General features: G+C 70.8%; 24 protein-coding genes and 1 pseudogene. 19 read left to right on the top strand and 6 right to left on the bottom strand.

The window, feature by feature from the left end:
• Window positions 1-20 precede the first annotated feature (20 nt).
• Entirely contained in the window at window positions 21-860 is an 840-nt protein-coding gene (locus tag GUI43_RS29085; RefSeq protein WP_112581830.1) for a DUF3027 domain-containing protein, read from the top strand.
• Between the two features lie 36 nt (window positions 861-896).
• On the opposite strand, the gene GUI43_RS29080 is transcribed toward GUI43_RS29085, so the two are convergent.
• On the bottom strand, window positions 897-1,142 hold the full coding sequence (locus tag GUI43_RS29080; protein ID WP_091395273.1) for a DUF2530 domain-containing protein: 246 nt from the start codon (window positions 1,140-1,142) through the stop codon (window positions 897-899).
• 88 nt (window positions 1,143-1,230) lie between these two features.
• On the opposite strand from GUI43_RS29080, the gene GUI43_RS29075 reads away from it, so the two are divergent.
• The 5 genes from GUI43_RS29075 (at window position 1,231) to thpR (ending at window position 5,830) form a co-directional block, all read left to right on the top strand.
• On the top strand, window positions 1,231-2,709 hold the full coding sequence (locus GUI43_RS29075; protein WP_112603990.1) for an NCS2 family permease: 1,479 nt from the start codon (window positions 1,231-1,233) through the stop codon (window positions 2,707-2,709).
• A 114-nt stretch (window positions 2,710-2,823) separates the two neighbouring features.
• Window positions 2,824-3,273 (top strand): MarR family winged helix-turn-helix transcriptional regulator, encoded by a 450-nt coding sequence (locus GUI43_RS29070; RefSeq protein WP_030486369.1) that lies wholly within the window; start codon window positions 2,824-2,826, stop codon window positions 3,271-3,273.
• A 72-nt stretch (window positions 3,274-3,345) separates the two neighbouring features.
• Entirely contained in the window at window positions 3,346-4,629 is a 1,284-nt protein-coding gene (locus GUI43_RS29065) for an MFS transporter (protein WP_091395267.1), read from the top strand.
• A 96-nt stretch (window positions 4,630-4,725) separates the two neighbouring features.
• A complete protein-coding gene (locus GUI43_RS29060; RefSeq protein WP_112581824.1) occupies window positions 4,726-5,235 on the top strand; it encodes a hypothetical protein in 510 nt (169 codons plus the stop codon).
• Between the two features lie 13 nt (window positions 5,236-5,248).
• Window positions 5,249-5,830: an RNA 2',3'-cyclic phosphodiesterase gene (gene thpR / locus GUI43_RS29055; protein ID WP_112581823.1), complete on the top strand. Its 582-nt coding sequence runs from the start codon at window positions 5,249-5,251 to the stop codon at window positions 5,828-5,830.
• On the opposite strand, the gene GUI43_RS29050 is transcribed toward thpR, so the two are convergent.
• A complete protein-coding gene (locus tag GUI43_RS29050) occupies window positions 5,800-6,567 on the bottom strand; it encodes a helix-turn-helix domain-containing protein (protein WP_112581821.1) in 768 nt (255 codons plus the stop codon). The two genes, thpR and GUI43_RS29050, sit on opposite strands and share 31 nt — an antisense overlap.
• Window positions 6,568-6,805: 238 nt before the next feature.
• On the opposite strand from GUI43_RS29050, the gene GUI43_RS29045 reads away from it, so the two are divergent.
• Both GUI43_RS29045 and GUI43_RS29040 read left to right on the top strand, forming a co-directional pair.
• A complete protein-coding gene (locus GUI43_RS29045) occupies window positions 6,806-7,471 on the top strand; it encodes a DUF4097 family beta strand repeat-containing protein (protein ID WP_112581820.1) in 666 nt (221 codons plus the stop codon).
• Between the two features lie 15 nt (window positions 7,472-7,486).
• Entirely contained in the window at window positions 7,487-8,317 is an 831-nt protein-coding gene (locus GUI43_RS29040) for an alpha/beta fold hydrolase (protein ID WP_112700221.1), read from the top strand.
• A 50-nt stretch (window positions 8,318-8,367) separates the two neighbouring features.
• On the opposite strand, the gene sepH is transcribed toward GUI43_RS29040, so the two are convergent.
• From sepH to GUI43_RS29025, 3 genes are all read right to left on the bottom strand, one after another.
• Complete coding sequence (gene sepH / locus GUI43_RS29035; RefSeq protein ID WP_112581816.1) at window positions 8,368-9,444, bottom strand: septation protein SepH; 1,077 nt, start codon at window positions 9,442-9,444, stop codon at window positions 8,368-8,370.
• Between the two features lie 186 nt (window positions 9,445-9,630).
• Entirely contained in the window at window positions 9,631-10,758 is a 1,128-nt protein-coding gene (gene serC, locus GUI43_RS29030; RefSeq protein WP_112581815.1) for a phosphoserine transaminase, read from the bottom strand.
• Window positions 10,759-10,954: 196 nt separating this feature from the next.
• Window positions 10,955-12,061 carry a citrate synthase 2 gene (locus GUI43_RS29025; protein ID WP_091395245.1) on the bottom strand — a complete coding sequence of 369 codons (1,107 nt, stop codon included), beginning with the start codon at window positions 12,059-12,061 and terminating at the stop codon, window positions 10,955-10,957.
• Window positions 12,062-12,339: 278 nt separating this feature from the next.
• On the opposite strand from GUI43_RS29025, the gene pdxH reads away from it, so the two are divergent.
• The 7 genes from pdxH to GUI43_RS28990 all read left to right on the top strand — a co-directional run bounded on the left by pdxH (window position 12,340) and on the right by GUI43_RS28990 (window position 18,487).
• Window positions 12,340-12,969 carry a pyridoxamine 5'-phosphate oxidase gene (gene pdxH / locus GUI43_RS29020; protein ID WP_170158799.1) on the top strand — a complete coding sequence of 210 codons (630 nt, stop codon included), beginning with the start codon at window positions 12,340-12,342 and terminating at the stop codon, window positions 12,967-12,969.
• The gene (locus GUI43_RS29015) at window positions 12,966-14,264 is read left to right on the top strand and encodes an MFS transporter (RefSeq protein ID WP_112581813.1); all 1,299 of its coding nucleotides are present in this window, start codon (window positions 12,966-12,968) and stop codon (window positions 14,262-14,264) included. The genes pdxH and GUI43_RS29015 overlap by 4 nt, the downstream gene beginning before the upstream one ends.
• 18 nt (window positions 14,265-14,282) lie before the next feature.
• Window positions 14,283-15,212, top strand: coding sequence for an aldose 1-epimerase family protein (locus tag GUI43_RS29010; protein WP_112581812.1), 930 nt, complete (start codon window positions 14,283-14,285; stop codon window positions 15,210-15,212).
• Complete coding sequence (locus GUI43_RS29005; protein ID WP_091395235.1) at window positions 15,212-15,814, top strand: nitroreductase family protein; 603 nt, start codon at window positions 15,212-15,214, stop codon at window positions 15,812-15,814. The genes GUI43_RS29010 and GUI43_RS29005 overlap by 1 nt, the downstream gene beginning before the upstream one ends.
• A 187-nt stretch (window positions 15,815-16,001) precedes the next feature.
• Window positions 16,002-16,307, top strand: coding sequence for a type II toxin-antitoxin system VapB family antitoxin (locus GUI43_RS29000; RefSeq protein WP_030329612.1), 306 nt, complete (start codon window positions 16,002-16,004; stop codon window positions 16,305-16,307).
• Window positions 16,308-16,351: 44 nt separating this feature from the next.
• The gene (locus tag GUI43_RS28995; RefSeq protein ID WP_112581882.1) at window positions 16,352-17,515 is read left to right on the top strand and encodes an acyl-CoA dehydrogenase family protein; all 1,164 of its coding nucleotides are present in this window, start codon (window positions 16,352-16,354) and stop codon (window positions 17,513-17,515) included.
• A gap of 99 nt (window positions 17,516-17,614) precedes the next feature.
• Window positions 17,615-18,487 (top strand): DUF4230 domain-containing protein, encoded by an 873-nt coding sequence (locus GUI43_RS28990; RefSeq protein WP_112700220.1) that lies wholly within the window; start codon window positions 17,615-17,617, stop codon window positions 18,485-18,487.
• A 217-nt stretch (window positions 18,488-18,704) separates the two neighbouring features.
• Here GUI43_RS28990 and GUI43_RS28985 read toward each other — a convergent pair whose 3' ends face one another.
• On the bottom strand, window positions 18,705-18,914 hold the full coding sequence (locus GUI43_RS28985; protein WP_030486383.1) for a PspC domain-containing protein: 210 nt from the start codon (window positions 18,912-18,914) through the stop codon (window positions 18,705-18,707).
• A 384-nt stretch (window positions 18,915-19,298) separates the two neighbouring features.
• Between GUI43_RS28985 and GUI43_RS28980 the strand changes: the two genes are divergently transcribed.
• From GUI43_RS28980 to GUI43_RS28965, 4 genes and pseudogenes are all read left to right on the top strand, one after another.
• Window positions 19,299-20,669 (top strand): L-serine ammonia-lyase, encoded by a 1,371-nt coding sequence (locus GUI43_RS28980; protein ID WP_112581810.1) that lies wholly within the window; start codon window positions 19,299-19,301, stop codon window positions 20,667-20,669.
• A gap of 71 nt (window positions 20,670-20,740) precedes the next feature.
• On the top strand, window positions 20,741-21,568 hold the full coding sequence (locus GUI43_RS28975) for an ABC transporter permease (RefSeq protein ID WP_112581809.1): 828 nt from the start codon (window positions 20,741-20,743) through the stop codon (window positions 21,566-21,568).
• 1 nt (window position 21,569) lies between these two features.
• Window positions 21,570-22,316, top strand: a complete 747-nt coding sequence (locus tag GUI43_RS28970; RefSeq protein ID WP_112581808.1) for an ABC transporter ATP-binding protein — start codon at window positions 21,570-21,572, stop codon at window positions 22,314-22,316.
• Window positions 22,313-22,756 (top strand): annotated as a pseudogene (locus tag GUI43_RS28965) (CDP-alcohol phosphatidyltransferase family protein); the annotation flags it as partial. The gene GUI43_RS28970 and the pseudogene GUI43_RS28965, both read left to right, overlap by 4 nt.

The following is a 22,756-nucleotide window of genomic DNA, read 5'->3' as shown; positions in this document are numbered from 1 at the left end:
CTGTCACCCCTGCGAGGCGCATGGGGAACAATGGTCGGGTGACCAGGCCCGCCTCCACCCGTGCCGCCCGTCTCGACCAGGTCTGCGCCGCCGCCGTCGAGGTGGCCCGCGCCGGCATCACCGAGGTGGACGCCGACGATGTCGGCGACCACCTGCAGGTCGTGGCCGAGGGTGATCGGCTGGTCACCCACTACTTCGAATGTCGCCTCGCCGGCTACAACGGCTGGCGGTGGGCGGTCACCGTCACCCGGGTGCCGCGCAGCAAGACGGTGACCATCTGCGAGACGGTGTTGCTGCCCGGCCCGGACGCGCTGCTCGCGCCCGGTTGGCTGCCGTGGCAGGAGCGGCTCAAGCCGGGCGACCTGGGTCCGGGTGACCTGCTCCCGACCTCGCCCGACGACGATCGACTGGTCCCCGGTTACCTGCTCTCCGACGACCCGGCTGTCGAGGAGACGGCGTGGGAGCTGGGCCTCGGGCGCGCCCGCGTGCTCTCCCGCGAGGGCCGCATCGACACGGCGCAGCGCTGGTACGAAGGTGACCACGGCCCCGCCGCGGCCATCTCGACCGCCGCACCGTCCGCCGCCCGCTGCGGCACCTGCGGTTTCTACCTGCCGCTGGCCGGTGCGATGCGGCAGGCCTTCGGGGCGTGCGGCAACTTCTACGCTCCGGACGACGGCCGGGTGGTGAGCGCCGATCACGGGTGCGGCGCGCACTCCGAGACGTTGATCGAGGCGGCCGAGACCGCTGTCGACGAGCTGCCCACCGTGTACGACGACAGCGCTGTGGAGGCCATGTCGGTCAGCCGGGCTCCGGGCTCGGTGGAGGCCGCTGAGCCGGCGGAGCCGTACGGGCACTCCTGATCGTCCGCGCCGGAGTGCTCCGGCGCGGCGGCCAGCTCACCTCGCGCGACGGCGGCGTCGGTTGGCGTCGTGCCGCATCATCACGGCGAGGCCCGGGAAACCCCACAGGAAACCGGCGAGGCAGGTCCAGAGCCAGTTCTGGTGACCGTGGTCGGTCAGCCAGCCCCGGAAGAAGATCAGCAGGACCAGCCCGGCCACCGCCCACGCGATCAACCCGGCGAGGGCGAACGGCACCATCGGCGGATCCAGTGGTGCGGGCCGCGGTGGCTGCTCGTTCGGCATTCGGCAAGCGTACGGGATCTACTTCCCCTGCCCACCGACGATCTGGGACGATGCGCGCGACAACTGGAAGATCACCTGCGAGGACCTGATGGCCGTAGCGCCGCCCGAGAACGGCACACCTCCCAACCCCGCTCATCCGCGTAACGGTTTCGACCGTTTCTTCGAGATCTCCGCCCGTGGCTCGACGTTGAGCCGTGAGGTACGCGGTGGCCTGGCGACCTTCTTCACGATGGCGTACATCGTGGTGCTCAACCCGCTGATTCTGGGCGGCGCCGTCGACGGTGACGGCAAGAGCCTCCCGATTCCCGCACTGGCTGCCGCGACCGCGCTGGTCGCCGGCCTGATGACCATCCTGATGGGCGTGGTCGGCCGGTTCCCGCTGGCGCTCGCCGCCGGTTTGGGTGTCAACGCCCTGGTGGCGTACGAGATCGCCCCCGAGATGACCTGGGCCGACGCGATGGGCCTGGTGGTGATCGAGGGTCTGATCATCGCGGTGCTGGTGCTGACCGGTCTGCGGACCGCTGTGTTCCGCTCGGTGCCGACCCAGATGAAGAGCGCGATCGGCGTCGGCATCGGTCTGTTCCTGACCATCATCGGCCTGGTGGACGCCGGCTTCGTCCGGCGCATCCCGGATGATGCCAACACCACGGTTCCGGTCGGCCTGGGCATCGGCGGCAAGCTGGTGAGCTGGCCGATGCTGGTCTTCGTGGTGGGTCTGCTGATCACGCTGGTGCTGGTGGTCCGTCGGGTGAAGGGCGCGATCCTGATCGGCATTCTCGCCTCGACGGTGCTGGCGGTGATCGTGGAGGCGATCGGCAACATCGGCCCGTCGTTCGTCAACGGTCAGCCCAACCCGAAGGGCTGGTCGCTGAACGTGCCGGAGCTGCCGAAGTCGGTGGTCGACCTGCCGGACCTGTCGCTGCTCGGCAAGTTCAACGTGCTGGACTCGTGGGGCCGGGCCGGTTGGCTGGTCGTGCTGATGTTCATCTTCACGCTGTTGATCACGGACTTCTTCGACACCATGGGCACGATGGTCGCGGTCGGCCAGGAGGGCGGCCTGCTCGACGAGCAGGGCACCCCGCCGAAGGCCAAGGAGATCCTGCTGGTCGACTCGATCGCGGCGGCGGCCGGTGGTGCGGCCAGCACCTCCAGCAACACGTCGTACATCGAGAGCGCCGCCGGTGTCGCGGAGGGCGCCCGGACCGGCGTGGCCAACCTGGTCACCGGCGCGCTCTTCCTGCTCGCGATGTTCCTGGCGCCGCTGGTCGTGATCGTGCCGTTCGAGGCGGCGTCGACGGCCCTGGTGGTGGTCGGGTTCCTGATGATGACAGCGGTGCGGACGATCGACTGGTCCGACTACGAGATCGCCATTCCGGCGTTCCTCACCATCGTGTTGATGCCGTTCACCTACTCGATCTCCAACGGGATCGGCGCTGGTCTGATCACCTTCGTGGTGGTCAAGCTGGCGCGGGGCAAGGCCCGGGAGATCCACCCTTTGCTATACGGGGTGGCCGCGCTGTTCGTGCTGTACTTCCTGCGTGGGCCGATCGAGTCCCTGGTGCTCTGAGGCACGTCCGGGCGGGGAGTCGATCAGGATTCCCCGCCCGTACCATCTGAATCCCCTCGTGAGCCTGGTCATAACGGATGTCGTTAGCCAGGCTCATTAGTTAAGCTAACTACTGTGACGGAGCGGACGGTGACGGCGGAACGCGTGCCACCGGCGCAGCTGGCTCCCCAGCTGCGTGATGCGATCACCCGACTCAACCGACGGGTCCGACAGGCCCGACCGGTCGGCGACCTCACGGTCACCCAGGTCTCCGCGCTCACCAGCCTGCGGCTGGCGGGCGCGATGACACCCCGGGAGCTGGCCGACGTGGAGCGGGTGCAGCCGCCGACGATGACCAAGATCGTCGGGAAGTTGGAGGACCGCGGCCTCGTGCGGCGGACACCCCATCCGACCGACGGGCGGCAGGTCATCCTCGCGGCGACCGAAGGAGGGCAGGCCGTGCTCGACCAGTTCGAGCGGGCCCGCGACGAGTGGCTGGCCCACCGGCTGGCCGCACTCGACGAGGACGAACGGGAGACCCTGCAGAGGGCCGCCGAGATTCTTCAGCAGCTCGCTCGCGCCTGAGCCGCACCCGCGCCACCGGGTCCGTGCCGTCACGTGTCGATGACGCGTACGTCCGGAGGAGGCGCACCAAGAGTGCAGGCGAAGCTGAGCACGATGTTCCAGTCCCTACAGGTCCGCAACTACCGCCTCTTCGCATCCGGGCAGCTGATCAAGTTGATCGGCGTCTGGATGATGTTCATCGCCCAGGACTGGCTCGTCCTCGAGCTCTCCAACAACTCGGCGACCGCGCTCGGCGTGGTCACCGCCTGCCAGTTCACCCCGGTGCTCCTGCTCACCCTGCTCTCCGGCCGGCTCGCTGACCGGTACGACAAGCGGGTGCTGCTCTTCGCCGCCAACGCCTTCTGGAGCCTGCTGGCGCTCGGCATGGCGGTGCTGGTCCTCACCGACCTGGTGCAGCTCTGGCACGTCTTCGCCTTCGCCGCCCTGCTCGGCACGGCCAACGCGGTGGAGACCCCGGTCCGGCAGGCGTTCGTCTCCGAACTGGTCGGCACGCCGCTGCTGCCCAACGCGCTGTCGCTGAACGCCGCCGTGTTCAACTCCGCCCGGATCGTCGGCCCGGCCGTCGCCGGCCTGGCCATCGCCGCGTTCGACGTGGGCCCGGTCTTCCTCTTCACCGCCCTCAGTTCGGTCGCGCCCCTGGTCAACGTGGTCCGGATGCGTACGACCGAACTGCACCGCGACGCCCTGCTGCCCCGCGACGAGCGGGCGTCCGCCCGGGTCGTCGACGGGCTGCGGTACGTGTGGCGCCGCCCCGACCTGCTGCTGCCGATGGCGATCATGTCGGTGATCGGCATGTCGCTGTTCAACTTCCAGCTCACCCTGGCCGCGTTGGCGAAGACGGTCTTCCACACCGGCGCCGCCTCCTTCGGCCTGTTCAGCACGGCGCTGGCCGTTGGCGCGCTCGGCGGCGCGCTCAGCGGCACCGGCCGCCGTAGCCGTCCGTCGGTGTGGCTGGTGCTCGGCGCGGCGATCGCCTGCGCCAGCTTCGGCACCCTGGTCGGCCTCTCCACGGCGTACTGGCTGGTCGTGGCGCTGCTGGTGCCGACCGGCTTCTGCATGGTCTTCTTCGCCCAGGCCGCCAACCAGCGGATCCAGATGGGCGTCGACGCGGCTTTCCGGGGACGGGTGATGGCCCTGTGGGTGCTGGTGTTCCTGGGCACCAACCCGGTCGGCGCGCCGCTGATCGGCTGGGTCGCCGAGCACTACGGTGCCGGTGCCAGCATCTGGATGGGCGGGCTCATCTCGCTGGCCGCCGCGGTGGTCGCGCTCACCTGGCAGCTCCGCCACTCCGGTGCCCGGCTGCGTTTCCGGGTGCTGCCGATGCCCCGTTTCTACGTCACCTCCACCGACTGCTGAGGTTTACCACCAGCGCCGGCCGCGTCCGGTTGCGCGAATCGCGCGGATGCGGCGAAACCGGTGGCGGGGTGGCACGGTGGGGCTTAGCGTCGATATGTGGGAGTCGGACGCGCGCTGATGCTGGCCCTGGCGTTCCTCGCCGTGGCCACGCTGCCGGCGGCATTCGCCCTGATCTTCTGCTACGACGAGATCGTCGACCGGGTGGTCTGCGGCTGGTCCGAGTGGCGTGACCGCCGACGGGAGAAGCGCACGATCGCCCGTCTCGACCGCGCCATCGAGGCCGACGCGCTGACCCGGGACATCGACCTCAGTGAGTTCGACAGCGTTGACCGCCGGCCGCTGGAGCAGCTCGCCGCCGACCTGCGCCGCCTCGGCGGTCAGCGGATCGGCGGCGGCGGCCGATCGATGGTCTGGCACAGCGCGCTGCTCCAGGCGTACGACGACCGGCTTCGTCTCGCCTGTCGCGCCCTCGGCATCGCCGAGCACCTCGCCGAGCTGGAGGGCGTCGATCAGGAGATCGAGCGGGTCCGGGTGGAGGGCGTGCTGCACGCCGCCGGGCTGGCCCTTCCGGCGGCGCGGGCTGGGCTTCGGCAGCGGCACCGCTGAGCGGCCGCACGCTGTGCGACTCTTCGTCGCGGTCCGCCCGTCCGTCGAAGCGGTCAATCACCTTGGCGTACAGGTCGCCCGTCTGCGCGTCGCGGCGGCGACCGCCGCTGGCGTCAACGTCCGGCTCGCCGACCCGGCCGACCTGCACCTCACTGTGGCGTTCCTCGGCGCCGTCGAGTCTGACCGGCTGGTCGAGGTGGAGAGTGCGCTCGGCTTGGCCGCCGAGCGGTTCCGGGACGACCGAGGTGCCGCACCCCGGTTGAGTCTCGGCGGCGGTGGCCGGTTCGGCGGGGGCCGATCCGCGGTGCTGTGGGTGGACCTGCGCGGGGAGATCGAGGCGTTGCACGTGCTGGCCGGGCTGATTCGGTCCCGGCTGAGCCACGGCCGGCTGCCGTGCGACGAGAAGCCGTTTCGGCCGCACCTGACCGTCGCCCGGCCCGGTGACCGGATGGACCCGGCCGACGTCGAGGCCGACCGGGCCAGCCTGGACGGGTACGAAGGGCCATCGTGGCCGGCGTCGGAGCTGCTGCTGGTGCGCAGCCACCTCGGCGGCGGCCGGCCGCGCTACGAGCGGATCGCCGCCTGGTCGCTGTGACCCGGCGGCACGTGGCTGGCCGCTGTGGAAGGCCCGCTGCGGAGAAGCTCGCGGGCCTGTTCGGCGGCGCGGGTGATGCTCTCGCTGATGAAGTCGAGGAAACGGGCGATGTTCTCCAGTCGGGCGGCGGTGGGGGTGTGCGCGCCGAGGAGAGCGACACCCTGGCGTGCGATAGCGACGAGATGGTCGTTGGCCCGGGCACTGGCGATCGTCGCCTGGTAGAAGAGCTCGTCGTCGACGAGGTAGCGATCGCGGCGGCGTTCGTCGCGTTCGCGGCGGACGAGGCTCTGGCTCTCCAGGAAGGTGATCGCCTTGGAGATGGACGCAGGGCTGACCTGGAGGCTCCGGGCGAGCTCAGACGCGGTGAGGCTGCCCGAGTCGGTGAGGAACAGGTTGGTCAACACTCGCGCGCCCATCTTGTTCAGACCGGAGGCCATGAGGACTGTGGTGAACGCCTCCTCGTAGTCGGCCACGGCCTGGGCGTCGCGTCCGTCCGGTCGGGGGGCTGCCTCGGCGCCTCGGGAAGGGGCGGGCCTGCGCCGGTGGGCGCGGCGCTCGGTCGCGTGGTGGGCCAGGTCGGCGCGGTAACCGGTGGGGCCGCCGTTGCGCATCACCTCGCGCGTGACCGTCGATGTGGGACGGTCGAGGCGTCGGGCGATCTCGGCGTAGGCGAGGCTGTCGGCCAGCCCCAGCGCGATCTGCTGGCGTTCCTGCTGGGTGAGCCTGCCTCCCGGCATCGCGATCTCCCTCGTGGTCCCGTAGGGCGGCGGCCCCCGACCCCGCCACCATAGCGTTAACCCACACGTCAATGCAACGAGGGCCGGAATAGCGTTGCATTAGATCCAGGACCGTTGCAACGATTGCACAATTCTGAACAGCTAAAACGTCGCTTCGCTGCAACGAGGCAGTTGCAGAAATTGGAAAGCAACGTAGCGTTTCCCACATCGGAAACACGCGCCAACCTGGGAGAGCACGATGCAGACGTTCGACACACCCGCCCCCATCTCCGCCGTCCTGGACATCCCCGCCGGACGCATCCAGCTCATCGCCGCGGACCGCGCCGACACCACCGTCGAGGTCCTTCCGGCCGACCCCGCCAAGAGCAGCGACACGAGGGCCGCCGAGCAGACCACCGTCTCCTACGCCGACGGCGTCCTGCGAATCACGACCGCACCCCCCATCAACAAGCTCGTCGGCCCCTCCGGCTCTCTGGAGGTCACCGTCCGGATGCCCGCCGGCTCCCACCTCGAGGCCAGGGCCGCCAGCGCCGAGCTTCGGGGCGTCGGCCGCCTCGGCGACGTCGCCTTCGACGGGGCGTACCGGAAAATCAAGATTGACGAGGCAGCGAGTGTTCGCCTCAGCGCGATCGACGGCGACGTCGAGGTCGGCCGGCTCAACGGCCCCGCCGAGATCAGCACCGCCCGGGGTGACATCACTGTCGCCGAGGCCATGCGCGGCACTGTCGTCCTCCGTACCCAGTCCGGCGACATCTCGGTCGCGGCGGCGGCCGGCGTATCGGCCGCCCTGGACGCCGGCACCGGACACGGCCGCGTCAGCAACGCCCTCAAGAACGACGGCACCGTCGAACTCGACATCCACGCCAGCACCCTGCAGGGCGACATCAACGCCCGCAGCCTCTGAAAAGGACCGATCGAGATGACGAACAACAGCATGTCCTCGACCAGTTCGGCGTGGACCGGCATGGTGCCGGTCGACGACACGGCCCTGGCCGTCACCGACACCGGCGGCCCCGGCATCCCAGTGGTCTACCTCAACGGCCAGTTCGCCACCCAGGGCTACTGGCGGCGGGTCATCGCCGAGTTGGGCACCGAATTCCGGCACATCACCTACGACGAGCGGGCTCGCGGCAGGAAGTCGAAGCGCTCAGCCGACTACTCGTTCGAAGCGGCCGTCCGGGACGTCGACGCCGTGCTCGCCGCCCGGGGAGTGGCCCGGGCGGTGCTGGTGGGCTGGTCCTACGGAGCGGTGGTCGGGGCGCACTGGGCCAACCGGAACCCGGAGCGTGCCCTGGGGGCGGTCCTGGTCGACGGCGCGTTCCCGCACGACTGGCTCGACGAGGCCATGGCGCAACGGATCCGCAAGATGTTCCGACGGATGAACCTTTTCATGCCGCTGCTCCGCCCGACCGGCCTGACCCCACGGATGAATGCCGACCAGATGGCGGACAGCAACATCGAACTCGGCGAACTCTCCCGCGAGCGCGAACTGGGCCCGGTGCTGGACGCCATCAGCGTCCCGGTGCGGTACGTGGTCGCCTCGGGAACGTCCCTCGGCAGTCGCGGGGACGAACAGGAGCAGATCCGCACCAGCCTCGACGCGGTGACCGCCCGCAACCCGCACATCACCATCGGGGCGAAGGTCGCCAGCAACCACGGTGCGATCCTCAAGAAGGACTTCCGTGCCGTCGCCGAGGCCGTACGCGGGGTCGCCGCCCCTCATCGCGAAGGGGCCGGAGACATCCGGTGAGGTCCGAACGCTCGCGTTGACGGGCGACAGTCACCCGTCAACGCGAAGCGTCAGGAAGACTCGCGGGCGGCCGGGCCGCTGCCGAAGAGCACGTCGTCCCAGCTCGGCAACCGCTTACGCGGCTTGCCGTTGGCGTCGGTGGACTCGCCGGAGGCTGCCGCGGCGGCCGTCCTACGGGGCCGCAGCACCGCCAGCGACGGCACGGCCGGCACCTCCTTGGGCGCGTCCGAGTCGTCGTCGAAGGCCGACCCCTGGCCGCCGCCGAGCAGCGCGGCGGCACCCCCGCCGACCGGCCGCTGCCGAGGAGCGTCCGACCCGGCAAGGGCAGCCGGGGTGCGCGGCTCAAGGCCACGGCCCGACGAGCCGCCGAGCGGGCGGTCCAGTGAGGCGAGCAGCGCGTCACGGCCCGCCCGGATCGGATCGCGGCCCTGGCGCGGGTGCTCGGACGCTGCAGGCAACCCGTGCCCACCACGGCTCGGCTCGCCACGCGACGGACCGGGCAGGGCGTGCCCGGTCCGCTCCGGTGCCGGCTCCTGGCCGAGGATCGGCGTCGGCCGCTCGGCGCACAGGTACTGCGCCATGTCGTCGTGCGGCGTGACCACCTGCCGGGCCTTGTCCATGTCCCAGATGGCCTGCGCGGTGGCCTTGCCCGACGGCCAGGTGGCGATGATCCGCCAGGTGCCGTCGTCGCGCCGGTACGCGTCCCAGGAGATCTTCTCGGTGTCGATGCCGTGCTGGCTCAGCCGGCCGTTGACCACCTCGGCGAGCGGGGTTGGCTTCTCCGCGCCCTTGAGGCGGGTGCGGCGGGCGTGCTGGGCGAGCATCGCCCGCTCCTGCAACACCGGGCCGGCATAGCGCAGCACCCGGTCGACCGGCACCCCGGCGATGCGGGCGACATCCTCCGCGGACTCACCGGAGCGGATGCGGGCCTGGATGTCCCGAGGAGACAGTGAGGGAATCGGATCGACGGTGCTCGGTGCCACAGCGAGCGGCGGGGCACCCGGCTCGGGGTGCATCACGCCGGCGATGCGTTCGTCGATCGGCAGGGCGAGGAGTCGCCCCACCTCGTCGGCGAGCACCAGGGCCTGGCCGTCCTCGGAGAGGGCGACGAAGCGTACTGGGCGCATAGCGTTGCCTCCGTCCCGCTTCGCTGACCGCACGCCACGAGTCGGCCACCCAGGCGTCTCGGACCACCGTACGCGCATCTGCCTCGGGGTGGGGGAAGCGACACCCCGCATGTCGTGACTGAGCTGCGGCGATGATCACGGTCGGTGTCCGTGGAGGCCCCAACGGACACCGACCGTGACCGAACGTCAGAGTCGCTCGACCACGTAGTCGATGGACGCGGTGAGCGCCTCGACATCGGCCGGCTCGACGGCCGGGAACAGCGCCACCCGCAGCTGGTTGCGACCGAGCTTGCGGTAGGGCTCGGTGTCCACGATGCCGTTGGCACGCAGCGCCTTGGCGATCGCCGTGGCGTCCACCGAGTCGGCGAAGTCGATGGTGGCGACCACGTTGGAGCGCAGAGCCGGGTCGGTGACGAACGGGGTGGCCACGCTGGACCGCTCGGCCCAGCCGTAGACCGCGGCGGCGCTCTCGGCGGTGCGCTTCGCCGCCCAGGACAGCCCGCCCTGCGCGTTCATCCAGTCGGTCTGCTCGGCGGCCAGGAAGATGGTGGCCAGCGCCGGGGTGTTGTAGGTCTGCTCCAGCCGCGAGTTGTCGATCGCGGTGACCAGGTCGAGGAAGGCGGGGATGTAGCGCCCGGACGCCTTGATCTCGGCGGCCCGGTCCAGTGCGGCCGGGGACATCAGGGCCAGCCAGAGACCGCCGTCGGAGCCGAAGCACTTCTGCGGGGCGAAGTAGTAGACGTCGGTCTCGCCGACGTTGACCTCCAGGCCACCCGCGCCGGAGGTCGCGTCGACCAGGAGCAGCGCGCCCTCGTCGGCACCGGCCACCCGGCTGATCGGGACGGCCACACCGGTCGAGGTCTCGTTCTGCGGCGTCGCGTACGCGTCCACGCCGGACTCGGCGACCAGGGTCGGGGCGCTGCCCGCGTCGGACTTGCGGACGGTCGGCTCACCGAGGAACGGGGCGTCCTTGACCGACTTGGCGAACTTGGCGCCGAACTCGCCGAAGCTGGCGAACTGGGCCCGGTCGCGAATCAGGCCGAAGGTGGCGACCTCCCAGAACGCGGTGGTGCCGCCGTTGCCGATGATCACCTCGTAGCCCTCGGGCAGCGAGAAGAACTCGGCGATGCCGGAGCGCAGCCGGGCCACCTGGTCACGGACCGTCTTCTGCCGGTGCGAGGTGCCGAGGTAGGTGGTCGCGACCTCGGCGAGAGCGGACACCGCCGCCGGGCGGACCTTGGACGGGCCGCAGCCGAAGCGTCCATCGGCGGGCTTGATCTCATCGGGAATCCGGATGATCGGTGCGTCAGCCACGGTCTTGAAGATCCTTCCGCAAGGGCGAGGGCGGGCCCGGCGACACTGCCGGCCCTCATCCTCGCACCCGGGCCGGACGGCGATGGGCTGGGTCCCGGCGGTCGGTCTGAGTCCTTCGCCACAGTCGGCTCCGGTAACCGACGAGAAGGGCCCCTCATCGACGTCCGGCGTCGAGGAGGGGCCCTTGTCTACCAGCTCAGACGCCGTGCGGGATGGCCGCCCAGCCCTCGACGTCGGACGGCTTGCGGGTCTCCGGGCCCATGTAGCGGGCGGACGGGCGGACCAGCCGCTGCAGGCGCTTCTGCTCCAGGATGTGGGCGCTCCAGCCACCCATCCGTGCGCAGGTGAACATCGAGGTGAACATGTGCGCCGGCACCTCGGCGAAGTCCAGCACCACTGCCGACCAGAACTCGACGTTGGTGGCCAGCACCCGGTCGGGGCGGCGGGCCTGAAGCTCGGCGAGGGCGGCCTTCTCCAGCGCCTCGGCGATCTCGAAACGCGGCGCGCCCAGCTCCTTGGCCGTACGCCGGAGCACTCGGGCGCGCGGGTCCTCGGCACGGTAGACGCGGTGGCCGAAGCCCATCAACCGCTCGCCCCGGTCGAGGACGCCCTTGACGTAGCCCTCGGCGTCGCCGCTGCGCTCCACCGCCTCCAGCATGCTGAGCACCCGGGACGGGGCGCCGCCGTGCAGCGGGCCGGAGAGGGCGCCGATGCCCGACGAGATGCAGGCAGCCGCGTCCGCCCCGGTGGAGGCGACGATGCGAGCGGTGAAGGTGGACGCGTTCAGGCCGTGCTCGGCGGCCGAGATGAAGTACGCGTCGACGGCCTTGACGTGCCGCGGGTCGGGCTCGCCGCGCCAGCGCTTCATGAACCGCTCGACGATGGTCTGCGCCTTGTCGATCTCCTTCTGCGGCACCGCCGGCAGGCCGAGGCCGCGGGCGGACTGGGCGACGAAGGAGAGCGCGGTCACCGAGACCCGGGCGAGATCCTCACGGGCCTGCTCGTCGGAGATGTCCAGCAGTTGGTTGAGACCCCAGTACGGGGCCAGCATGGCGACCGCGGACTGCACGTCGACGCGGATGTCACCGGAGTGCACCGGCACCGGGAACGGCTCCGCCGGCGGCAGGCCCGGCCCGAACCGGCCGTCGACCAGCAGTGCCCACACGTTGCCGAACGACACCTGGCCGATCAGATCCTCGATGTCGACTCCGCGATAGCGCAGCGCACCGCCCTCACGGTCAGGTTCGGCGATCTCGGTCTCGAAGGCGACGACGCCCTCCAGCCCGGGTTTGAAATCGGCCATGTCGCTCTCCTGGATCTGGTCGGTGCGCCCGATCGCTCATCCGGCCCGATCGGCCGAGCGCCTTAGGCGACCCTCAGGGATGTGTTCGCAACATACTGCCTGCTGAGTAAGGGATACGCGACCCGCTGCGACTGTGCTGCACGCGACATCCCCGGACGCGCATTCTCCGTCCGGCTCAGTGAGACTGGGCAGGGCGGGCTGGTCAGCGCGGGAGGGTGCTGGTGGGGCCCCCGAGAAGGAGTGGGGACGTGACGGGCGACACACCCGCCCCGGCCGCGATGCGTAACGAGTACGCCGCGGACCTGGGCCTGACCGAGGCTGACCTGGCCGTCGACTGGCACACCCAGTTCGACAGCTGGTTCGCCGACGCGGTGGCCTTCGGGCTACCCGAACCGAACGCCATGGTGGTGGGCACCGCCGACTCGGCCGGCCGGCCGAGCGGACGGACGGTGCTGCTGAAGGGGTACGACCCGGAGGGCTTCGTCTTCTTCACCAACCACCTGTCGCGCAAGGGCGTCGAGGCGACCACCAACCCGTACGCCAGCCTGGTCTTTCCGTGGTTTCCCATGCAGCGTCAGGTGGTGGTCGCCGGGCGGGTGGCGCACGTCGACCGCGCCACGAGCGAGGCGTACTTCGCCAGCCGGCCGCGCGGCTCCCAACTGGGTGCCTGGGCCAGCCCGCAGTCCCAGGTGGTGTCGGGTCGGGCGGCGCTGGAGCAGCGGTACCAGGAGGTGGCCGAGCGGTTCGCCGACCAGGCCGAGATCCCGACCCCGTCGCACTGGGGCGGACTGCGGGTCCAACCCGAGTCGGTGGAGTTCTGGCAGGGCCGGGCCGGCCGATTGCACGACCGGCTCCGCTTCCGTCGCCTCGACGAGGGTGGCTGGATCGTCGAGCGGTTGGCGCCGTGACGGGTGTGCGGGAGACCCGGCCGCGCGCCGCGCGCCGCTGGGCGATCGACGTGCGCCCGCTGCGGGTTCCGGCGTACCGCCGGCTCTGGCTCGGCAACACAGTGGCGATGTTCGGCTTCCAGTTCACCGCCGTCGCGGTGCCGGTGGAGATGTACGCCCTGACCCGGGACTCGTTCTGGGTGGGCCTGCTGGGCGTGGCTGCCTTCGTACCGTTGCTGGTCTTCGGGCTCTGGGGCGGCGCGATCGCCGACGCCCGTGACCGGCGTGCGGTGCTGCTCGGCGGCTCATTGTTGCTCTGGGCATCCACTCTCGGGCTGCTGCTCCAGGCGGTGCTGGACGTGCGCAGCCCGGTGCTGCTGCTGGCGTTGATGGCGTTGCAGTCGGTGGCCTTCGCGATCAGCTCGCCGGCCCGCAGCGCCATGCTGCCCCGGCTGGTGCCGGAAGACCTGGTGGCGTCCGCCACCACGCTGAACTACACGACCTTCACCGCCGCCTCGGTCGCCGGCCCGCTCGCCGCCGGCCTGATCCTCTCCGCCTCGCCGGACACCACTGTGGTCCTGCCGATCGCCTACGGGCTGGACGCTGTGCTGTTCACCGCGATGCTCTGGGCCGCGCTGCGGCTGCCCTCGCTCCCGCCCGAGCCCACCGCCGACGGCCAGGCCCGGCGTGCCGGTCTGGCCAGTGTCGTCGACGGGTTCCGCTACCTGGCCACCACCCCGGTTCTGCTGCTGTCCTTCGGGGTGGACCTGATCGCGATGATCCTCGCCATGCCACGGGCCCTCTTTCCGGAGATCGCGCACGAGCGCTTCGGTGGCGGTGGCGCGGTCGGTCTGCTCTACAGCGCCATCGCGATCGGCTCGATGATCGGTGGGTTGACCTCCGGCTGGATCGGACGGCTCCGCCGGCAGGGGCTCGGCCTGGTGCTCGCGGTGGTCGGCTGGGGCCTGGCGATCGCCGCCGCCGGGTTGGCCCACCAGCTCTGGCTGATGGTCGTGCTGCTCGCCGTGGCCGGCGCCGCCGACCTGATCAGCGCGGTGCTGCGTCAGTCGATGCTGCTGGTCTACGCACCGGACCGGATGCGCGGCCGGCTCCAGGGCGTGAACACGGTAGTGGTGGCGGGTGGCCCACGCCTGGGTGATCTGCGCGCCGGCACCATGGCCGCCGGGTTCGGTGGCGGGGTGGCCTGGGTGGCCGGTGGGCTCGCCTCCGCGGTGCTCGTGGTGGTGCTCGCTGTCGCGTTCCCGGCGCTGCTGCGCTACCGGGCGGCGACGGCGTCGAGCGACAACCGGACCTGACCGGTTAGGGTCGCCGGCATGGAAAGCCCCGATCCGCGCCCGTTCTCCGGCGCCCAGTGGACCATCTCCGCCGCCGGCCACGAGGCCGTCATCGTGGAGGTCGGCGGTGGGCTCCGGACGTACCGGCACGACGGTGTCGACCTGCTCGACGGGTACCAGACCGACGAGGTCTGCCCCGGTTGCACGGGGCAGGTGCTGGCACCCTGGCCGAACCGGATCCGCGATGGTCGCTACTCGTTCGACGGGCGGACGCACCAGCTCGCACTGACCGAGCCGGAGCGGCACGTGGCCATCCACGGGCTGGTCAACTGGGTGCCGTGGCAGTTGCTGGAGCAGTCGGCGGACGCCGTGACGGTCGGCTACGACCTGCCGCCGCAGCCCGGCTACCAGTGGCCGCTGCGGCTGCGCAGCCGGTGGAGCGTCGACGCCGACGGGCTGCGCGCCGAGCACGAGGTGACAAACATCGGCGGGGAGCTGGCCCCGTTCGGCTTCTCCGTGCACCCGTACCTGCAACTGCCGGGTGTCGCGGTGGACGACCTGGTGCTGCGGCTGCCCACCCGGAGCCGGGTGCTGGTGGACGGTCGGCTGCTGCCGGTGGGGGTGACCCCGGTGGCCGGCACCGAGTACGACTGGACCAGCCCCCGCCGGATCGGCGCGGCAGTGCTGGACTCCTGCTTCGGCGACGTGATTCGGGACGCCGACGGCGGTTCCTCGGTGAGCCTCGCCGCTCCGGACGGTTCGGCCGGGGTCAGCATCTGGGCGGACGCCGAGTTCGGCTGGTGGCAGGTGTTCACCGGGGACGCCCTCACCGGCGAACGGCACCGCCGCTCGGTGGCGATCGAGCCGATGACCTGCCCACCGGATGCGTTCCGGTCGGGTAAGGACCTGCTCACCCTCAAGCCCGGCACTACCTGGCGAGGTGCCTGGGGCATCCGCCCCGGCGCCTGATGGAGTTCGCCGAGGTCGTCCGCCGACGGCGGATGGTGCGCAACTACGACCCGGACCGCCCGGTCCCGCCCGACGTGGTGGACCGGTTGCTCGACCACGCGGTCCGCGCGCCGTCGGCCGGCTTCGCCCAGGGCTGGGGCTTCCTGGTGTTGGAGGAACTGGCCGATCGGGACCGGTTCTGGGCCGCCACCACCCCCGACGGCGGTGGGCGGGAGCGCTGGCTCGCGGGCATGCGCCGGGCACCCCTGATCGTGGTGCCGCACGCCAACGAGTCGGCCTACCTGCGGCGGTACGCGGAGCCGGACAAGGGCTGGACGGATCAGTCCACGGACCGCTGGCCGGTGCCGTACTGGCACGTGGACGCCGGATTCGCGGCGTTGCTGATGCTGCTCACCGCTGTGGACGAGGGGCTGGGGGCGTGTTTCTTCGGCATTCCGCCGCAGCGGCTCGCCGCGTACCGGGACGCGTTCGGCGTGCCGGCGGAGTACCAACCCATCGGCGCCGTCACAATCGGTTACCGTGCGGCCGACCATCGGTCACCATCTTTGCGCCGTGGACGTCGCCCGATGGACGAGGTCGTGCGGCGCGGCCGGTGGAACTGACGCCGACGTCCCGTTCGTCCGGTTGAGGATCGGACGAGCGGTAGCGAAACTGACATCAGGGAGCAGAACGTAGCGTGCGCTGGGCGGCTAGGCTGGCACGGTCATCGGTGCCGCGCCGCGCGGTGCCCGCCGCGGCCCGGCTCGGCGCCGTCGGTCGGCCCGGCCACGGGGAGGGGAGCGTGCCGTCGTGATCTTCAGAGCGGTCCGGGACGGGCGTCCCTATCCGGAGCACAATCTGACGCTCAAGCAGTGGGCGGAGATCCCGCCGAGGCCACTGCGCCTGGATCAGATGATCACCACCAAGCGCGAGTTGGCGCTGGACAAGCTCCTCGCCGAGGATTCCACCTTCTACGGTGACCTCTTTCCGCACGTGGTGCAGTGGAACGGCGGGCTTTACCTGGAGGACGGGCTGCACCGGGCGCTGCGCGCCGCCCTCCAGCAGCGCAACCAGATCCACGCGCGGGTGCTGGTGCTCTCCGAGCCCATCGAGTGACGAGCCCTTCTTTCCCGCGCTGAACCTTCGTTAGGGTGGCGTCCATGACCGCTGCGCTGGACCTGCTCGACCTGGACCCGTCGCTCAGCGAGGAGGAGCGGCAGATCCGTGACGTCGTCCGCCAACTCGTCGACGACCGGGTGCGACCCCACGTCGCCGACTGGTACGAGGACGGCAAGGTTCCCGCCCGGGAGCTGGCCCGCGAGTTCGGCAAGCTCGGCCTGCTCGGCATGCACCTGACCGGCTACGGCTGCGCCGGCGCCTCCGCGGTCGCCTACGGGCTGGCCTGCCAGGAGCTGGAAGCCGGCGACTCCGGCCTCCGTTCCCTGGTCTCCGTGCAGGGATCGCTCGCCATGTACGCCATCTGGCGCTACGGCAGCGAGGAGCAGAAGCAACGGTGGCTCCCGCCGATGGCCACCGGTGAGGCGATCGGCTGCTTCGGCCTGACCGAGCCGGATCACGGCTCCGACCCCGCCTCGATGGCCACCCGGGCCCGCCGCGACGGCGACGACTGGGTGCTCACCGGCGGGAAGATGTGGATCACCAACGCCCCGATCGCGGACGTCGCGGTGATCTGGGCGCGCACCGACGAGGGCGTGCGGGGTTTCGCCGTACCCATGGACACTCCCGGCGTCACGGCCCGGGAGATCCGCCGCAAGATGTCGCTGCGCGCGTCGGTGACCGGCGAGATCGTGCTCGACGACGTCCGGCTCCCGGCCGACGCCCAACTGCCCGAGGCGGTCGGGCTCAAGGCGCCGCTGAGCTGCCTCACCGAGGCCCGCTACGGGATCGTCTGGGGCGCGGTCGGTGCGGCCCGAGACTGCCTGGAGACCACCCTGGCGTACGCGAGCAGCCGCACCCAGTTCGGTCGCCCACTGGCCGGCTTTCAGCTCACCCAGGCGAAGCTCGCCGACATGGCCGTCGAGTTGGTGAAGGGGCAACTGCTCGCGCTGCACCTGGGCCGGCTCGCCGACGCCCGGCGGCTGCGACCCGAGCAGGTCAGCGTGGGCAAGCTGAACAACGTGCGGGAGGCCCTGGCCATCGCCCGGCAGTGCCGCACCATCCTCGGCGCCAACGGCGTCTCCGGTGAGTACCCGGTGATGCGGCACGCCAACAACCTGGAGAGCGTGCTGACCTACGAGGGCACCTCCGAGATCCACCAACTGGTCATCGGGCAGCGGCTCACCGGGCTCTCCGCGTTCGCCTGACCTGCTCGTTTGTCGCTTCCTGGCGCTCGCCGCGCGCCTGTCGTATCGGGGCCGTACCGTCATTGACAGACGACGTGTCTGACGAGGACGGTGAGCGTGATGGCCCGCGACGCTGGCAGCAACGAGCCCACGAGAGAGTTTCCCGGTTACCCGACCGGTGACGATCTCAAGGCGCGGTCGACCGCGACACCCGACTGGACCACGGATACGCCGGGTGGCCCCGGTGAGCCGGCCGGTCCCGGTGGGCCTGCTGGCCCCGGCGGGCCTGGAGGCCCCGGTGGTCCCGGTGGCCCGACGGGCGGTGGCGACGGCCCCGGCGGTGGTGGTGGCGGTGGGGCGGCCCGAGGTCTGCTCCTGCTGCTCGGCGCCGCCGCGCTGGCCGTGGTCGTCCTGCTCGGCATTCAGGCGACCGGCATCCTGCCGGAGTTCCGCAACCCGTTCGCCAAGGAGCAGACCGACCGCAGTCAGCCACCGCTGCTGAAGTCGATCCAGGACCTCAGCCGCTACGTGGCCGCGGAGGGCAACTTCCAGGTCGTGGTCGACACGCAGAACGACCGGCGCAACGTTCCGGACTTCCTGCTCAACGAGCGCACCCTGTTCGTCGGGGCCGGCAGCGTCGAGGCGTACGTCGACTTCACCAAGATCGGTGAGGGTGCCGTCGTCCAGTCCACCGACGGCAAGTCCGTCGAGATCAAGCTGCCCGCGCCGCAGCTCGGTGAGACCAACCTCGACATGGAGAAGAGCTACGTCTTCGCCGAGGAGCGCGGTCTGCTCAACCGACTCGGTGACCTGGTCGGCAACGACCCCAACCGGCAGCAGCAGGTCTACCAGCTCGCCGAGGACCGGATCACCGCCGCCGCCCGGGACAGCGGGCTCTCCGCCCGAGCCGAGGAGAACACCCGCAAGATGCTGGAGGGGCTGCTCCGCTCCCTCGGCTACCAACAGATCACGGTCACCTACATAGCCCCCTGACCTGCCCCCGTACGCCGAAGCGCCCGCCCCGACTCTCGTCGGAGCGGGCGCTTCCGTGGTGCCCCGCGGGGGCCTGCGGCCCAAGCCGGTCTCCGGCCACCGATCTGCCGGATTTGAGGTGTCGGTGTGGCCGCGATACGAGCAATCTTGGACAGTTTCCGTCAGCGCGTGACGGAAACTGTCCAAGATCTGCTTACGTGGGGTGCGCGGGGCGAGATTAGTGGCCGGTGGACGCCAGGTAGCGGTCCTCGTTCGGCATCAGCACCCACAGGATCAGGTAGACGATCACCTGCGTGCCGGGCAGCAGCAGCGACAGCAGGAACAGCAGCCGGACCATTCCGGCCGACATGCCGAACCGCCGTCCGAGGCCGGCGCAGACACCGGCGATCATGCGCCCCTCGCGGGGCCGGACCAGTTTGCGACTCATCGTCGTACTCCCACTCTGCGGCGGTGCGCCGCGTCTGCAATCCACGGTAGAAAGGGATGGCCACCTCGCCCTCGGTCCCGAGGAGGAGCGGCAACCCGTGGACCCGTAGGTGCTTTACCCGGGCAGCCCTCCGCTGACGCCTCCCCGCCCCGCCCGCCGCAGCCGGCCTGGGGGAGTCGGGGCCGGGCGGGAGAGACGGTGGTCGGGTGTTCACGTCCCGGACCGGGTGGGCGGTGAGCTGGGCGGGTAGGCTGATTGATCGGCCTTCCACACCCCGGAGGGCCGGCACCCCATACCCCGGACGGTCATGAGCGGGGCCGCCAGACCGGCGGTCACGACCCGTCCGGGTCCCGTACGCCGGGACGACGGCGAGGAAGCGCAGCCATGATCAGTGTTTTCGACCTCTTCAGCGTCGGTATCGGGCCGTCCAGCTCACACACCGTGGGGCCGATGCGGGCCGCGCGGACGTTCGTTGGCGGGCTGAAGGCCGACGGGCTGCTCAGCGACACGGCGCGGGTGCAGGCCGAGCTGTTCGGCTCGCTGGGTGCCACCGGGCACGGCCACGGCAGCGGTCCGGCGGTGCTGCTCGGGTTGGCCGGCGAGTCGCCGGAGACTGTCGACACGGACACCGTCGGTCCTCGGGTCGAGCGGATCCGGGCCGAGCGGCGGCTCAACATCCTCGACGCGCACGAGATCGACTTTGACCCGGATCGGGACCTGACGCTGCACCGCCGCCGGTCGTTGCCGTACCACCCGAACGGGATGACCTTCGTGGCGTACGACGGGGCCGGCGCCGAGCTGCGCAGCCGCACCTACTACTCCGTCGGTGGCGGGTTCGTGGTGGACGAGGCGGCGGCCGGGGCGGACCGGATCAAGCCGGACAGCACTGTGGTGCGGTACCCCTTCCTGACCGGGGCGCAGCTGCTCGACGTCACCACCCGCACCGGGCTGTCGATCAGCGAGGTGATGCTGGCCAACGAGCGTTCCTGGCGCAGCGAGGCGGACATCCGGGCCGGTCTGCTGGAGATCTGGCGGGTGATGCAGGAGTGCGTGCAGCGCGGCTGCGAGCGGGACGGCGTACTCCCTGGGGGGTTGAAGGTCCGGCGGCGCGCGGCGGAGCTGCGGCGTGGCCTGGAGGCGGAGGCCGGGACGGCCGACCCGCTGCACGCGATGGACTGGGTGACGCTGTTCGCGCTCGCGGTGAACGAGGAGAACGCCGCGGGGGGCAGGGTGGTCACCGCGCCGACCAACGGCGCGGCCGGGATCATTCCGGCGGTGCTGCACTACTACACCCGGTTCGTGCCGGACGCCGATGACGAGGGTGTGGTGCGGTTCCTGCTGACGGCGGGCGCGATCGGTGTGCTGTTCAAGGAGAACGCCTCCATCTCGGGTGCCGAGGTGGGCTGCCAGGGTGAGGTCGGTTCGGCGTGCTCGATGGCGGCGGCGGGGCTGGCCGAGGCACTCGGTGGCTCCCCTGAGCAGGTGGAGAACGCGGCCGAGATCGGGATGGAGCACAACCTCGGGTTGACCTGTGACCCGGTGGGTGGCCTGGTGCAGATCCCCTGCATCGAGCGGAACGCGGTGGCTAGCATCAAGGCGATCACGGCCGCCCGGCTGGCGCTGCGCGGCGACGGGGTGCACAAGGTGTCGCTGGACAAGGTCATCAAGACCATGCGGGAGACGGGCGCCGACATGAAGGTCAAGTACAAGGAGACGGCGCGCGGCGGTCTGGCCGTCAACGTGATCGAGTGCTGAGTCCGGTCGATTCGGGGCAATCGTTCACCGACTGCTAACCTGTCGTCCGTTTCAGGAGGCGGGAGGCTGCGGTGACCTCTGGCGTCGCGGCGTTGTGGTCGCACCGCAACTCGCTGCGCATCCTGGTCAGGCGGGATCTCGCGGTCAAGTACCAGCAGTCCGTGCTGGGCTACTTCTGGTCGTTGATCGAGCCGCTCGGCATGGGCGCCATCTACTGGTTCGTCTTCGGGGTGCTCTACTCCCGGGACACCGGTCGGCACCTCGGTGAGGCGGCCGGGTCGTACCCGTTGTTCCTGATCACCGGCATCTTCGCCTGGATGTGGACCAGTTCGGCGCTGAGCGAGGCGACGAACGCTCTGACCGGCCAGTCCCGGCTGATCACCACGATGAACGTGCCGCGTCAGGTCTTTCCGATCGGCCGGGTCACCGGCCGGTTCGCCGAGTACGCGGCCGGCCTGCCGATCCTGATCGCCATCGCGGTGATCTACGCGGTGCACGGTCGGATCCACCCCGGTTGGTCGCTGCTCTCCCTGCCGCTGGCGGTGGCCGTCCAGGCCGTCCTGTTGACCGGGCTCGCCCTGCTGCTGTCCGCGTGGAACGTGCTGATGCGCGACGTGGAACGGCTGATGCGGCTGATCATCCGGGTGCTCTTCTACGCCACGCCGATCATCTATCCGCTCAGCCTGGTCCGGGAGTCCGGGCTGCCCGGCTGGTTGAAGGTGGTGTACGAGCTGAACCCGCTGGTCGGGATCTTCCAGCTGCACCACGCGATCTGGTATCCGGACGAGTTCCCGGACGCCCGGCTGCTCGCCACCACGATCGTCGGCAGCCTGCTGGTGCTGGCCGCCGGTTGGTGGTCGTTCCGCCGGTTGGAGCCCGCCGTGCTCAAGGAGCTCTGAGGTGGCCGCGCCGATCATCGAGGCCGACGGCCTGGGCATTCGGTTCGTCCGCAATCGTCGCCGCCAGCTGCGGCTGCGCGAGTTGTTCATCCACCGGGGCGCCCGCGGCGCGTTGCCCGGCCAGTTCTGGCCGTTGCGGGACGTGTCGTTCACCGTGCAGCCCGGTGAGACCGTCGGGGTGATCGGGCGCAACGGCACCGGCAAGAGCACACTGCTGCGGCTGATCGCCGGGGTGCTCATACCGGACGAGGGCAGCATCCGGGTGCACGGCGCTGTGGCGCCGTTGCTGGAATTGTCCGCCGGTTTCTCCAACGACCTGACCGGGCGGGAGAACCTGCACCTGGTCGGTGGGCTGCACGGACTGTCGACGAGCTACCTGAAGCGGCACTTCGACGAGATCGTCGAGTTCGCCGGTGAGCAGGTGGAACGGGCCATCGACACGTCGGTGCGGCACTACTCGTCGGGAATGAAGGTGCGGCTGGGCTTCGCGATCATCTCGCACCTGCCGCACCCGATCCTGCTGATGGACGAGGTGACCGCGGTCGGGGACGCGGAGTTCCGCAAGAAGTGTTACGCGACTATTGATCGTCTGCTCGGGGAGGGGCGCACGCTGGTGCTGGTGTCACACAACGAAAAGGACCTGACCCGGTTCTGCCGTCGGGGGTTGTACCTCGACGCGGGCCGGTTGACGCTCGACGGCACCATCGCCGAGGCGCTCGACGCGTACCACGCCGCGGTCCCGCGGTGACGCTCGCGATCGTGCTCGCCGCCGGGACGCCCGCGGCGGGCCTGACCACGGCGACCGGAGAGCCGCTGGCCGACCGGCTGGCCGCCCAGTTGCGCCTGGCCGGGGCGGACGAGGTGCGCTTCGCCGCCAACCTCGACGAGCTGTCCGACCTGGTCACCACCGCGACCGCCCCGGTGCTGATCACCGGCACGGACCTGGTTGCGCACACCGCCGTACTGCGGCACCTGGCCACCAGCCCGGTGGGTCCCACTGTGGCGCTGGTCCTCGGCGACCCGCCGGTGCCCGGTCGGACCGCCGTGCGGGAGGAGCGCGGCCAGGTGGTCGACGCCGGCGCGTTGGACGCCCTCGACGGGGCCGCCACCGGCGTGTTCGGCGGCGCGCTGCGGGTCGGCGTGGACGACCTGCCGACCCTCGCGGCCGCCGCCCGGGCCGCCGCGTCC

Source organism: Micromonospora noduli (assembly GCF_003264365.1).
In the GTDB taxonomy this organism is placed as follows: Bacteria; Actinomycetota; Actinomycetes; order Mycobacteriales; family Micromonosporaceae; genus Micromonospora; species Micromonospora noduli.
The sequence above is the reverse complement of the archived record's forward strand: the minus strand, read 5'-3'. Positions and strand labels throughout refer to the sequence as shown.

Bases quoted from the DNA above. Each gene is read 5' to 3' on its own strand.
- GUI43_RS29085 (WP_112581830.1), top strand. From the start codon at position 21: ATGGGGAACAATGGTCGGGTGACCAGGCCCGCCTCCACCCGTGCCGCC.
- GUI43_RS29080 (WP_091395273.1), bottom strand. From the start codon at position 1,142: ATGCCGAACGAGCAGCCACCGCGGCCCGCACCACTGGATCCGCCGATG.
- GUI43_RS29075 (WP_112603990.1), top strand. From the start codon at position 1,231: ATGGCCGTAGCGCCGCCCGAGAACGGCACACCTCCCAACCCCGCTCAT.
- GUI43_RS29050 (WP_112581821.1), bottom strand. From the start codon at position 6,567: ATGCCGGGAGGCAGGCTCACCCAGCAGGAACGCCAGCAGATCGCGCTG.
- GUI43_RS29045 (WP_112581820.1), top strand. From the start codon at position 6,806: ATGCAGACGTTCGACACACCCGCCCCCATCTCCGCCGTCCTGGACATC.
- GUI43_RS29040 (WP_112700221.1), top strand. From the start codon at position 7,487: ATGACGAACAACAGCATGTCCTCGACCAGTTCGGCGTGGACCGGCATG.
- sepH (WP_112581816.1), bottom strand. From the start codon at position 9,444: ATGCGCCCAGTACGCTTCGTCGCCCTCTCCGAGGACGGCCAGGCCCTG.
- GUI43_RS29025 (WP_091395245.1), bottom strand. From the start codon at position 12,061: ATGGCCGATTTCAAACCCGGGCTGGAGGGCGTCGTCGCCTTCGAGACC.
- pdxH (WP_170158799.1), top strand. From the start codon at position 12,340: ATGCGTAACGAGTACGCCGCGGACCTGGGCCTGACCGAGGCTGACCTG.
- GUI43_RS29010 (WP_112581812.1), top strand. From the start codon at position 14,283: ATGGAAAGCCCCGATCCGCGCCCGTTCTCCGGCGCCCAGTGGACCATC.
- GUI43_RS29005 (WP_091395235.1), top strand. From the start codon at position 15,212: ATGGAGTTCGCCGAGGTCGTCCGCCGACGGCGGATGGTGCGCAACTAC.
- GUI43_RS28995 (WP_112581882.1), top strand. From the start codon at position 16,352: ATGACCGCTGCGCTGGACCTGCTCGACCTGGACCCGTCGCTCAGCGAG.
- GUI43_RS28990 (WP_112700220.1), top strand. From the start codon at position 17,615: ATGGCCCGCGACGCTGGCAGCAACGAGCCCACGAGAGAGTTTCCCGGT.
- GUI43_RS28985 (WP_030486383.1), bottom strand. From the start codon at position 18,914: ATGAGTCGCAAACTGGTCCGGCCCCGCGAGGGGCGCATGATCGCCGGT.
- GUI43_RS28980 (WP_112581810.1), top strand. From the start codon at position 19,299: ATGATCAGTGTTTTCGACCTCTTCAGCGTCGGTATCGGGCCGTCCAGC.